This is a genomic window from Cronobacter sakazakii (genome assembly GCF_000982825.1).
In the GTDB taxonomy this organism is placed as follows: Bacteria; Pseudomonadota; Gammaproteobacteria; order Enterobacterales; family Enterobacteriaceae; genus Cronobacter; species Cronobacter sakazakii.
The window spans coordinates 1-12,094 of record NZ_CP011050.1; the positions used below are offsets into that span (position 1 = coordinate 1).

The 12,094-nt window shown below is 51.1% G+C and carries 12 protein-coding genes; 7 read left to right on the forward strand and 5 right to left on the reverse strand.

What is annotated here, in order from left to right:
• Positions 1–66 precede the first annotated feature (66 nt).
• Positions 67–627: a hypothetical protein gene (locus CSK29544_RS24675; protein WP_012815905.1), complete on the forward strand. Its 561-nt coding sequence runs from the start codon at positions 67–69 to the stop codon at positions 625–627.
• A gap of 85 nt (positions 628–712) precedes the next feature.
• Here the strand turns inward: CSK29544_RS24675 and CSK29544_RS21770 are convergent, their stop codons facing one another.
• Positions 713–925 (reverse strand): hypothetical protein, encoded by a 213-nt coding sequence (locus CSK29544_RS21770; protein WP_012815904.1) that lies wholly within the window; start codon positions 923–925, stop codon positions 713–715.
• A gap of 179 nt (positions 926–1,104) precedes the next feature.
• On the opposite strand from CSK29544_RS21770, the gene vapB reads away from it, so the two are divergent.
• The 5 genes from vapB to CSK29544_RS21795 all read left to right on the forward strand — a co-directional run bounded on the left by vapB (position 1,105) and on the right by CSK29544_RS21795 (position 4,225).
• Positions 1,105–1,335 carry a type II toxin-antitoxin system VapB family antitoxin gene (vapB, locus tag CSK29544_RS21775; RefSeq protein WP_007778988.1) on the forward strand — a complete coding sequence of 77 codons (231 nt, stop codon included), beginning with the start codon at positions 1,105–1,107 and terminating at the stop codon, positions 1,333–1,335.
• A complete protein-coding gene (locus CSK29544_RS21780) occupies positions 1,332–1,748 on the forward strand; it encodes a type II toxin-antitoxin system VapC family toxin (protein WP_007778986.1) in 417 nt (138 codons plus the stop codon). Before vapB ends, CSK29544_RS21780 begins: the two co-directional genes overlap by 4 nt.
• 48 nt (positions 1,749–1,796) lie before the next feature.
• Positions 1,797–2,294, forward strand: a complete 498-nt coding sequence (locus CSK29544_RS21785) for a hypothetical protein (protein WP_007778984.1) — start codon at positions 1,797–1,799, stop codon at positions 2,292–2,294.
• A 42-nt stretch (positions 2,295–2,336) separates the two neighbouring features.
• On the forward strand, positions 2,337–2,996 hold the full coding sequence (locus tag CSK29544_RS24515; protein ID WP_042391447.1) for a hypothetical protein: 660 nt from the start codon (positions 2,337–2,339) through the stop codon (positions 2,994–2,996).
• Positions 2,997–3,448: 452 nt separating this feature from the next.
• Positions 3,449–4,225 (forward strand): TraX family protein, encoded by a 777-nt coding sequence (locus CSK29544_RS21795; protein ID WP_230582696.1) that lies wholly within the window; start codon positions 3,449–3,451, stop codon positions 4,223–4,225.
• 485 nt (positions 4,226–4,710) lie between these two features.
• On the opposite strand, the gene CSK29544_RS21800 is transcribed toward CSK29544_RS21795, so the two are convergent.
• On the reverse strand, positions 4,711–5,451 hold the full coding sequence (locus CSK29544_RS21800; RefSeq protein WP_012815899.1) for a DUF8608 domain-containing protein: 741 nt from the start codon (positions 5,449–5,451) through the stop codon (positions 4,711–4,713).
• Between the two features lie 689 nt (positions 5,452–6,140).
• On the opposite strand from CSK29544_RS21800, the gene CSK29544_RS23635 reads away from it, so the two are divergent.
• Positions 6,141–6,464, forward strand: a complete 324-nt coding sequence (locus CSK29544_RS23635) for a hypothetical protein (RefSeq protein WP_012815896.1) — start codon at positions 6,141–6,143, stop codon at positions 6,462–6,464.
• Here CSK29544_RS23635 and CSK29544_RS21805 read toward each other — a convergent pair.
• The 3 genes from CSK29544_RS21805 to CSK29544_RS21815 form a co-directional block, all read right to left on the reverse strand.
• A complete protein-coding gene (locus CSK29544_RS21805) occupies positions 6,442–7,245 on the reverse strand; it encodes a DUF4225 domain-containing protein (protein ID WP_007778977.1) in 804 nt (267 codons plus the stop codon). The two genes, CSK29544_RS23635 and CSK29544_RS21805, sit on opposite strands and share 23 nt — an antisense overlap.
• A gap of 895 nt (positions 7,246–8,140) precedes the next feature.
• Positions 8,141–9,007, reverse strand: a complete 867-nt coding sequence (repA, locus tag CSK29544_RS21810) for a plasmid replication initiator RepA (RefSeq protein ID WP_042391449.1) — start codon at positions 9,005–9,007, stop codon at positions 8,141–8,143.
• 745 nt (positions 9,008–9,752) lie between these two features.
• A complete protein-coding gene (locus tag CSK29544_RS21815) occupies positions 9,753–10,535 on the reverse strand; it encodes a thioredoxin domain-containing protein (protein WP_023897708.1) in 783 nt (260 codons plus the stop codon).
• Between the last annotated feature and the right edge of the window lie 1,559 nt (positions 10,536–12,094).

Below are 12,094 nucleotides of genomic sequence, written 5' to 3' on the forward strand. Positions count from 1 at the left end.
TACCGGTGAGAACGGGCCAGGAGGAACATCGATGCCGGTCAGATAATTTTATCGGAGGGAAAGAGTGTGAGAGAAGATGTTGAGTTTCGAGTCCGGGCTTTTCGTAAGGCTCTGGAGCTGGCCCGGGACTGCCCGGAGGAGTGCCGTCACCTGGGACGATGGGAAACGGAGTTGCATAATTTTCCGCACGGCAGCTGCGATATGGCCAGTAATTGTCTTGCACAGTATCTCACGGATAATAAATGTGGCCATCCCTGCATTATTTACATGAATGGCAGCAGGCTGGAAAACTCGCCTGTTCACGCCCATGTAATTGTCATGCTGGACGGTGAGTACATAGATTTGACGCTGGAGCAGTTTGAAGGATATCCGGACTACATCGTGAGTGAACCCATCGAGTCGCAAGGGGTGATAGGCACCCTGTTACGAAGAATTGGGGAAGTCGAAGGACCCATAGAAACGCGTCCAATAAAACTCTCGTCGTCCAGGGAACGTGGAGATGATATGTACGTATGGCTCCGCGATAAGGCAGATCAAATCCTTGAGGAAGAGAAAAACAGAGCGGTCGACACGGAACCCGGGTGCCCCGTGGAAAAAATCGTTATTGGATATACGGAACAAGATTAAATCAGTAACCGCCGTACGGCCTGTTACTGCTACGAAGATACAGCCCGTTTCCGGGCTGTATTCGCAGTCAGGAGCCGCTGCCGGTTTACTCTGCATCGATGGCCAGCAATACCATCAACAGTAACGCGATCGGGCACCTGACAGTCAACCGCCCCGGATACACTGCCCGGCATCCGAGAGCCAGGTACAGGTCCTCATAATTACGCCAGGCACTTTCGGTACCTTTTTCCCGGTACTCACTTCTTGCCACTTCCGTTCTGTATGCCAGCTGTGCCAGCGGGATAATGTCATTAAACATTTCAAAACTCCTGTCGGTATCGGGGAACTCCCCCCATTCAGGATCGCGTCACGACGGAGACGACTGCCAGAAATTAAAGCAAACAAAAAGGCATATGCTAGGCATATGCAAATCATTTTCAACCTTGTATAATGCACCTGTACGGGCAGATCTGCCCGGGTATCCGAAGAGGAAAGAGTATGCGTACTGTGTCTGTATTTAAAAATGGCCAGAACCGGGCTATCCGGCTGCCGCGGGATATGGATTTTGAGGGCGTCAGCGAGCTGGAAATCATCCGGGAAGGCGACAGTATCATCCTGCGTCCCGTCCGCCCGACGTGGGGCTCCTTCGCGCAGCTCGACAAAGCAGATCCGGACTTTATGGCGGAGCGCGCCGACGTGGTCAGCGACGAAGGACGATTTGACCTGTGAAAAAGACCTATATGCTCGATACCAATATCTGTTCATTCATCATGCGTGAACAGCCCGAAGCGGTACTGAAGCAGCTGGAGCAGACGGTACTGCGGGGACACCGGATTGTCGTCTCAGCCATTACCTATGCCGAAATGCGGTTCGGTGCCATCGGCAAAAAAGCCTCCCCGCGTCACGCGGTGCTGGTTGAGGCATTCTGTGCGCGGCTTGATGCCGTTCTGGCGTGGGACCGGGCCGCGGTGGACGCGACCACAGAAATCAAGGCGGCGCTGACCGCGGCCGGCACCCCGATAGGTCCGAATGATACGGCGATTGCCGGGCATGCCATTGCAGCCGGCGCCGTACTGGTTACCAATAATGTGCGTGAATTTGAACGTGTTCCGGGACTGATGCTGGAAGACTGGACGAAATAACCCGAGCTGCCGCTGAGGGCAGCCGGTAAATGAAAAGGACAGGCTGATATGGGCGTAAAACTCACGGAGACGCGGATTAACACGCTGCTCTCCACCCTCAATGATCTTATCTGTGAGGATGGTCTGCTGACGCGGGAACAGCGTGAAAATATGGTCATGACCGTGGCCACGATCGGAGGTCTTAACGAGCGGATACGTCAGGCTACGGCAGAAAAAGAAGCACGCAAACAGGCGAAGGCCGAAAAGCCGCCTAAAAAACCACGTGAACCCGACCTGGTGTTTCCGCGTAGCGGAAAGCCCTGGGCCAGTGAAGATCTCGATTTGATACATGGCATCATCGATGGCATTCCGGACGAAGAAATCGATAACCAGGTGCTGTGGCTGTCTGAGAAGCAGGGCCGCACGCCTTACGCCATCGCGTTGAAAATTGTGAGTGAAGGGCGTCTGGATGAAGAGTGGGCGAAACGCTGGCAGCCTGCCGCGAAGGAGATCCGTGAAAAACATGCACAGCAGCTGGAAAAGGTACAAACGTACCAGGAGAGCTGATGCGTGTGCCCGGCAACGGCTCGCGCATCGGTGGAATATGACATGGCCATACATCTCATCACGACGTGCAGCAGCAGTAAAGCAGCTGCGCCGGGAAGCAGGGTGTTTCCTTATCACAACACCGATCTCAGCGCCGCAATGGCAACCTGGCGGGCTCTGCTGAACAGTGAAAGCAGCGCCGCGAAATTCACAACCAGAGAACTCTACCGCGGCACACACTGGAAACGGGCTGTGTCGGCAATGACATGCTGGCCAGAAACCGAGTTGTGGGTGATATCCGCAGGTCTGGGATTGCGGCATGCCACCGATCCGGCGTTGCCCTATGAGGCGACATTCCATGCCATGACGCATGCGCCTGCCGCCGTATGGAAAAGTCTGACGACGCAGCCACCGTTTCCCGGTCGCTGCGCCTCGATAGCGGAGCTGATGCACACATATCCGGGCGACAACTTTGTTATTGCCGGCTCGCCGGTGTATATCAGCGCAGCGGAGAAAGACATCGTTACGGGGCTTGACGCTCTGGATTCTGCTCCGGTGCAGCTGACAGTGGTGACGTCAAAGAAGTATACCGGACCGCTGCAAACGTATGTTGCTGCAAGCAACGCTGGCATGCTGTCACAGTTGAACGCAAACATGACAACACTGAACATTAGTTATGCGTTAAATATTATCAAAGGTCTCATTACTGCCAGACAATATTAATTTTTTCATCGAACGATCGCTGCAAAAAAAAGAGACCGAATGATATTTACAATATACGTTCAGTGGAAAATGGAGCCTCATTATTACTCCTTCATACTGGCGGCGTTACCCGGCCAGCATTATGCACAAAAATAGATCGCCCGAACTTATTTGATGGTTTTATTGCGGTATTACCTGTAAAGTAAATAGTTCCATTGCCGATAACAAGCAAAGCTCTTGTTAATTATTTTATCGGCTCCAGGTTATGAACGATTTTCATCTTTTCAGTATTTATCTTTCGCAGAAAAACAAAATTCAGGCTATGCTGATCCTTCGCGATAAATCAGAATTTGCGGCCAGAAAAATAATGGAAAAGGCATATATACGAGTGCCGGCATGCACCGGGCGGATATTCTGGAACTGGGTGCAGAGTTATATTTACACTGCCTGTCGCAGTGAGCAGGAGAATACGTTTGAAGGTACTGTCAACCATTCACAAAATTCCTTTCAGAGCACTGCAGCGAATGACACTGCTGAATCCCGGAGCAGTGGATTTGGTGAAACTCCTGGCGATGCTGGCCATGCTCCTCGATCACTTCAACACGCTGTTTCTGAGCCCGCTGCGGCCGGAACTGTATGCGCTCGGCAGAGCGGCCTTCCCGTTGTTCAGTCTGATCTGGGCCATCAACGTAAACAGGAAGCCGGAACGTCTGCAGTTTCAGGCAAACCGGTTATGGCTGTGGGCAGTAGTAACCCAGCCGGTATTCATGCTGGCATTTCGCCAACTCGATCCGTGGTACGCGCTGAATATTCTCTTCGTATTTGCCGGCACAACACAACTCCTGGCCTGGCACCGACAGTCCGGAACCTGTGGCCTCGCCGCAGGTACAGCTCTGCTGGCGGTACTTGCCTGGCCATTGTCGCCGGCAAGCTATGGTCTGCAGGGCGAAATTCTGACGGTGGGGCTGGCTGTAATCGCCGGCAGCGCATCAGCGCAGGTTCGGTACTGTGCCGGCTGGGCAGTTTTCCTGTCGCTGGTAACCCTCAACGGCGCCTCACATCTTGCCACCATGCCTGTGGCGACACTTGTGTTTGCCACGTTACCGACGTGTCTTTTTCCCTGGATGGTCGTGACTGCCGCACAGCAGCTCATGGCGGACAAACACCGGCGCTGGCTTCCGGCCCGGTTCTTTTATCCGGTTTATGCGGGGCATCTCCTGCTCGCCGGAACGATAGTGTATTTTGTTTAAACAGAAGAGGTCTGCCTGTTCTCTACAGGCCTGATAAACCATTAAAAAGGCGATCTGATGCGAAGCGATGACGTTGTCTTCACGTATGAAACAGTGACTAATGAAACCGAGCGGCTTATTACTGAATACGCAGCCTCAGTACGAGAATTGCCTGAGAAAAAGGAGGCATGTTATGCAGCGGCGTGTGGAACTCTTGAACTGTGGCTGAGCCTTACAAAACATCAAAATAATCCCGATGCAGCAAGACTTCTGCACCTCACGTCTGAGATATTAAAGCTACGATGATTGCCTGTCGGGATGTCTGAAGGTAAATGCTCTTACTTTATTAATAAGTTAATAAGTTAATAAGTTAATAAGTTAATGTGCATACTGATTGGGGTGCGTCAGCTTACCCTCCATCTCTTATGGGGTTGATGTGTGGCGGTTAGATATACCGTACCCCCTTCTCAGATCTGGCTTCTATCCCGGACAGACTGCATGTACATTTACTTTCCGAATCTCTGATTAAGTCTTTTGGTCAGCACTTCTATGGATTCTTTACGCTTTGAGAAAATGTCGTTCACAACATACTCCATTATCTCAAATGCATCCTCGATATCTCTTACTTTAACTTCGTCGAGTGTATGACTGCCGGCATTACCGAGAAATTTAATCGCCATTAACGGGCTGGCATAGTCTGAATAGTTGTCGGGCAGATGCTTTTCGAGTCGCTCATGTAGAACAATCCTTTTGCCTTTGTCATTCCGTTCAGGAACGCCGATAGCTGTCAGCAAACGCTCGACAGTAATCCGAATCAGGTTGGCCGCCGAACCCGGCTGCGCCAGGTAAACCGAAAATGATGCAGCAAGCGGTTCTGAGATTTCTTCCGGACATTCAACTTTAATTGTGAAAGGGTTAAGCGCTGGCACAAAGTTGACGGGCTTGAATACCTGCCAGTATACCGTACCCTTTTCATGTTCCCAGCCAGATTCATAACGGCTTATACCAGAGCAGCACACAACTTCCCGACATTGGGATCGCGAGCATTTTGCCATACAACAAAATACACCAGAATACATATCAGCCTCAAACCACAACTCGTCCTGCATTCCCCGGTTCTCAGAGGTAGGTGCCTCATAGAGAGATTCTTGAATTATTTCCAGAGTCAGCTGCCCACAGGCCGGGCATGGCCATTCAACCTGTCCAGTCTTATCGAAAGCTTTCGAAAGTTTATGTATTCTCATCATTAATTACTTTTCATAAGATTAAATTCATACCTGTTAAGCTTTCTAACAGGCCAGCGTAATATGCACTAACCATACGACACGGGCTCGTTATGACAAAATGAAATAGTGAAAGTTACCGACATGTCGTGAACGCAGACAAACAAACAATTATAAGGAAAGAAACAATGTCAAAATCCGGCAATTCAGGCACAACGAAAACGGGTGGCCGCGGTCCATCAAGCCATCCGGGACAGGGCGGGAACTGGCCAAGCACAACAGGTAACCCCTCCGGTCGCGACAGAGGTAATGCGCCCCCGAAAAGAAAATAAGTCAGCTGGTACATCTCATCCCCATGTTCAAACACCGGTTATTATCATGCCCGAAGGGCATAAAAGGCGGCTCATTTTCCCCCAGGAAGAAGCTGCCTTCAAACCACCGGGCCCTGCTTCATTTCATATGCCTTAGCCACTTAAGTTAGCAACTTATTATGTTAATAAGCATTATCCCGCTGAGCTGGCCTCTTACTACTCATCTTGATGGTTCCCGTGCATGCATTGGGTGTCCGGGTGAAAACTGGGTCAGAGTTTCATACAGCGCGGTCAAGAGTTCAGCCAGCTGCGGGCAGGGTGAGAAGCAAGGTAAACATTTACGGAATCCGTACCGTTACGCGTCAAGCCTGTATATAATTTTATCCGGAAAGGGAGAAGATTATGATCATCAGTGAGAAAGACTTATATAACGCAGGCTTTAGTGAACGCGATGTTGAAAACCTGAAGAGTCGGGTCTCTCATGGAGGAGGCACTATGGACGCGCTCATCTCTGCGCTTTCCCGTCGCTTTCGGGTTTCAGTATGGGTAACGGTGGGCCTGATACTGGTAATGCTATGTGTACTGCTTGCCGGCAACCGTACCCATATTGTTTCAGGTGGTGTGAGTGCTGTTATAGCGCTGGTAATTGTATGGGCAACGTTTCCACCTTCTCTTGGTATGAAAGCCCGCCGGCTGGAGAAATTTATTTCTCGCCGGGATCGATAGATAATAAATTTACCGCAACGCTGGCGGTAAGCCCCCATCCAGCGATATTCAGAGCCATCATCGGACGTGAGGTTTTGGAGACCTTTCTGAAAAAGTCGGGTCTTGTCCAGTACCAGAGGCGCTGCACCTCTGGCCTTAATCGAAGCCCGTACATGCCATAAACGTCACTGACGAGAGTGACGGCTTTATAGGCACCCAGCCCCTGCTGACGACTGAACCCCAGGAACTCAGCAACTTCCATAGAGCCGTCAGCGAAAATACCTTCTGTCTTTTTATCATCAAGTAAAGTGCGGGCTGCTGCCTTGGTAATGGTGTTAACGCCATTCACAATAATGATTGCCCCGGCAATCACGCCCATCGGTGTCATGGTGGCCATCATCGTAATCCCGCCGAAAATCGCAATACCGCCGATGACGACGTCCACCCCGGAAATGATGTAACCGATGATTTTGTTTTCTTCCTTGACGACTTTTACCTCGGCATAGAGCTTTGCGTAACCAGATTTCAGCGCCCGGGATTGCTCAAGAAGGCTGTCATTTTCTGCACGAAGCGTTTTAATGCAGGCCATACACTCATCATCTGTTTTTGCGCGTCTTGCCGCTTCAAACTGATTCATGATGACTGACTTGATCTCGTCAACAAACTGCAGCCGCGAAAGTCCGTCATGCAGATGCATGGACGCCACGGTATTTGCGGTATTAACGAGTTTCCGTGCTTCAAGGTTAATCATGGTATCAGACCATGCACGGCGGTTCTGACCGGGGAAAAGGAGCGTGTCCATTTTATGTCCTTATTGATGCCTTCTCACAGCATATCCCCGGACATGAAATTTTCAACTTTGCGCGATCTGAATCGTCTGGATGATCGAATTCTTCATGAAGACAGCGGCCTCTGCGCCCGATAAACATGCCCGAAGGGCATAAAAGGCGGCTCACAGACCTTCCATATGGCGCTGCCTTCAAACCGCCGGGCCCTGCTTACTGTCATATGCCACAAGCCCCCCCCCGTCCTGCCAGGCCATAAACCCCTTTAAAACCACGTAAACGCCTCCCTGCGCCTTCGGAGTGGGACGGACGTAGTCCGGCCGTATCTCCGGCTTGGCGGACCCGTCAGGGGCCGCTTAGCGGCGTAGTTACAACATCCGCTAAAGCGGCTCCTGTTCCGGGCCTTCGGCCCGGGGCGGGCGCGGCTTTTTAGTGGGTGGATGCGGGCTCCCTGCGTTCAGGTACGGCGCGAGGGTTTCAGCGTGGCCGGACGTGGCACTCTGGCTTCAGAACGGCGATGGTGCCGCCGGGGCATAAACTACTTCAATTTTTTGTGTGTTGTAACTAAACCTGCTGCTGTGCACCGGCCCCGTGCCCGGCGCGGAGCGCAGGGAGCTACTTCTGGTTTTCCCCGTTATCCACGGGATAAGTGGGCTGAAATAAGGGTTCTCTTATGAATATAAGTAAGGGGTGAAACCCCTGATTGAATTGCGCCTAACACGAAGCTGGTTGCAGCTAAACCCTTTTTCCTGTTTGCGGATAAGTGTGGATAACATCATCTGCGCGGCGGCCGGCGGGATAATTCCGCCGGAACGGGTAACGACGGCCATAACGTTCGGGTGTTTTTTGTGCAGTGAAAGTGTGCGGACGTGGGGAAGCCTCCGCAGCAAAGCGGAGAATCAAAAAACGGGGTCAGTGGAGAGGTGGCGCCGCGGCCGGTGCGTCCAGATTCACCAGTTCGAGCTGATAGAGCTGCTGCCAGACCATCTTTTCAAACTGCTGTGATGAAACCATGCCGGCACGCTCCCCGAGGCTGCGGTAGAGGCGCTCTGCCACCTGGCGCTTGCGCTCATCGAACGGCAGCTGCTCCAGACGACGTCGCTGTTTGCCTTCCAGCGCACGCGTGCGGCGACTCAGGACAGTCCGGTTGCGGCAGCTTTCATACCAGCGGCGGCGGGCAGCCTTCAGGCTCAGGGTTTCGCCTGGCTGCAGCATACCGTCGCGGATGGCCTGCCGGCGCGCTTCCTGCTCGGCGCGAAGCCTGTCCATGTTAATGCCGGTCAGCTGCCAGCCCGCCTCGGTGAGCAGGACATGTTTCGGGAAACGGCAGCCGTTCATCAGGTCCCACTCGGTCGCCGGCGCATCGATGACGCCGAACAGGCAGAGCAGTCGGATGGCCCGGGACACACGGGAAACGGTCACCGCCTTTTCACGGATGATGGTGCCGTTCTCGTCACGCGGGCTCAGGGCTTCCGCCAGTCTGGAGACATTAAGGGTGATGATATCGGTGGCCAGGTCCGCCGCGTTAACGAACACCACGAACAGGGCATCGATCAGGCGGCGCATCTCCGGGCGAAGGGCGCGTTTGCGGCCGCAGGCATGGCGCAGTATCACAAAGCGAATATCGGCAGACACGCGACGGCGTACCTGCCAGTGACCCGTTTTACGATCGTGCAGCATGAGGTTACGCAGCGCGCGGCCGTGTTCACCACTCAGGGGTTTGTAGTGCGCCGGACGCAGGTAAACCGGGTCAGGGCATTTGCAGGCCGTGGAATGGATGCCACGGTGGCGCCGGTCGGCGGGGGGATCAGATTATCATTCACGCCGGCCTTTTCTTATGGCGGCCGGGTGTTGTGTTATGTAATGCATGCGTTATAATCCTTCACAGGCTACCAGCCTGCTTTTGGGCCCCCTGAATATCTGAAGATTCCGCCAAGTTTCTGTACAGATTTCAGGGGGTTTTTGCATTCGGGCTCCGGCAACTGCCTTTCCCGCTCCTGAGCGTCTTACGGACGCGCCCAATCCTTTTGTCCTTCCTTCTCCGTCCGGTCGCATTAACGAACGCAGAAGTTTTTTCTGCCTTATCTGTCCGGCTTCAGCCTCACCACAGGCTTTCACCGCATCCGCTCATTTCCGGTCACCACACCAGTCCCGAGCGGGCAATTTCAGTTAAGTCAGAAATTTAAAATATATCAGCCAGATACCTCACCACAGGCGTCCCGGCTCGCAGAAGTCTACCGCTTTGCCTGCTAATTTTCTACCTGTCACCGCTCAGCAAGTGTGCGACTGCTGAAAATTTTCATGTTCCGGGAAAAATACCGTGACCGGCATCTCCTTTCAGGCTTCAGAAGGCGGTATCAAAACCTGTCGGAAAAAACCGGGAGGGCTCGCCGCAGACTCAGACCGTGAACGGTCTGAGCAAGGAAGCGCAGGGGAACTCAGGCTGCATGAGAGAGAAGGATGCACTGCGTTAAGAATGATGATTCTGGCGGAAATGCCATCATACGCAGTCTGACAGGTAAAATTATTGCGACGTCTGTTCAGCTTTTCTGATGGCCAGCTGAATCTCTTCTGCGGTTTCGCCTCCTTCCAGCACGGTGATGTTGTCTGGCGTCGCGCCAGTCACCGGCATAATGATAAGAGCTGGCGCCCCGATAAGTCCCAGCTGCTTCGCCAGCGCGTCGTTGCGCGAAAGCGCGGCGCTGTTATCCGGTATGCTGTTTGCCACAAAGCCCGCGGCCATTGCTGCGTTATCAATATCCTCTGTGGTGAGTTCACCGTTCATGTGCATGGTGTTGAACAGTTTGTTGTGATACGTCATGTAAGCCTGTTCACCTTTCGCTTTCCACACTGCCAGGCCGCGCTGAGCCGCCTGTTCCGATGAAGGCCATTCCCCGGCATAAATGGTCCACGCCTTAAAGACGAAACGAACTCCCGGGTTCGTTTTCATTACCTTTTCGATTTCCCAGGTCATTTTGTAGCAGTAGAGGCACTGGTAATCCAGGAACTCAATGACGGCTACTTTTGCCTTTTCCGGGCCATACGCCGGTGTGTCTGCATCATGCAGCAGCGCTTCCTGATTTGCCATAACGACCGGTACGGGGTTTTTTTGCTCCGGCAACTGCAGTTTCTGGCGGATCATCGCCTTAATCTCCTTAATCTTCGCTTCGTCGATTTTATTGTCGGCTCCTGTCTTTCCTGTGCGGGCTTCCTGCTCCGGTGTAAAAGTCTGTGCCGGTACAGCCGCGGCGCTGCCCGCGAATAATGAAAAAGCCGCGCCAAGCGCGGCCAGAGTGGTACGTGTCATAGTCACTCCTCTGATCTACGTTCTTTCTGAATATGTCGATTATGCCCGAATTCTTCCCGCTCAGGCTGCAGGCTGTCTGAAAAAGCTGGCAGGGCTCGCCGCAGACTCAGACCGTGAACGGTCTGAGCGAGGAAGCGCAAGGGAATCCGCTCTCCTACCTACCGGCTTCAAAAACGAAAAATATATTAAGCCCCTCAATTTTACTTGTTGATATAACAATCACGCTAACTATTCAGCCAATAGCTCCCGCATTAAAACCAGCTACTTCAGCCAAAGATAAAAGGGTCTTATTCACCTTTAAATTTATATATAGCACAGGTTTCTTTATGCCAACTAATGAGCTTGCGTTCTATCAGTTCCTTTCATCAAAAAAGCAGCGCGATGTAGAACACTAGAATAATAGCGCTTTACTGACGTTGAGTATGCCGCTTTGTGCCAGAAGATGATTAATACATATGTAACAACCAAAATGCAAAAATGTAACAGGTAGCCACCTTTTTAAATCTGGAACATTCGCCTACACTTTATAAATAAAGCAGAACAGCGATATAAAAAACCAAAGAGACACTAATAAAAAGGCTTATCAATCTTCGTCTTAACAAAGCTGTAAGACATCAGACTGCAGCATGCTAACATCTAAAGAACTAGACGATAAGATTTGCGTTATCATCAGATTAGCTTGAATAATAAAACAATGACAAAGAGAATGAATACGTCGCGATATTTAAAAGTGGTTTTGCAGGTTCATACGGAGGATGCTTAGGCTTAAAACATTAACAATCTTGTATGAAGATTACCTGCCCAAAAAAAAACGGTGCTGAAAAAAAAGCTTTGCCGTGAAACAGTGAGGGCGCCTCATATAGTTTAATAGCCGAAATTTTCAGCCGTAGATAAATTTTTATCATTTTTCAAAAAATGATATTACTTTGCTTCATGTAAAGCTAACTTTATTCATAGTGAGAATAAAGCCCAGCGTTTACTCCAGTCGCCCTCCCCCTTCTTTGCCCATTATCTCTTAAATATATTTTTACGGTCAGTGTTGATATGATCATCATACATTCTCGCGAAGCTGTGGTTTTCCTGATCAGATTAAGCCGATAGTCCTCTAGATCAAAACCATCCTCTCTGCTCTCGTGTCTCGCGTCTATTTATAGATAAACACGCCTAGGCTAATTAATTGCAGCCTACAGAGATATTTTTATTTCCCGAAAAACTATTGTTCTGCATATCTTTAGAAAAAAGATGTTGTTCTTCTCGTTCAATTCTACTTATAAGGTAAATGCTAATCGCCCCAGATTTTATCTCTTTTAAAACGGTGTCGAAACCGACACTACATAAAGCTAACTGGTTGTGTAAGTTCTTTCTGGAGTCAGGCTGTGAGCATCGCACAATCCAACACTTTGGCATCTTATACAGTAGTACAATCCGGCTCTGTGATGTGCGACAGTGTGACACCATGCGACAACCATCTCAATGAAAATTCTCGTCATCTACCTTTGTGTGATATGGGTGAGACATATCGACACTAACAGGTATCAGGATTGTGTTAACTTTTAGTG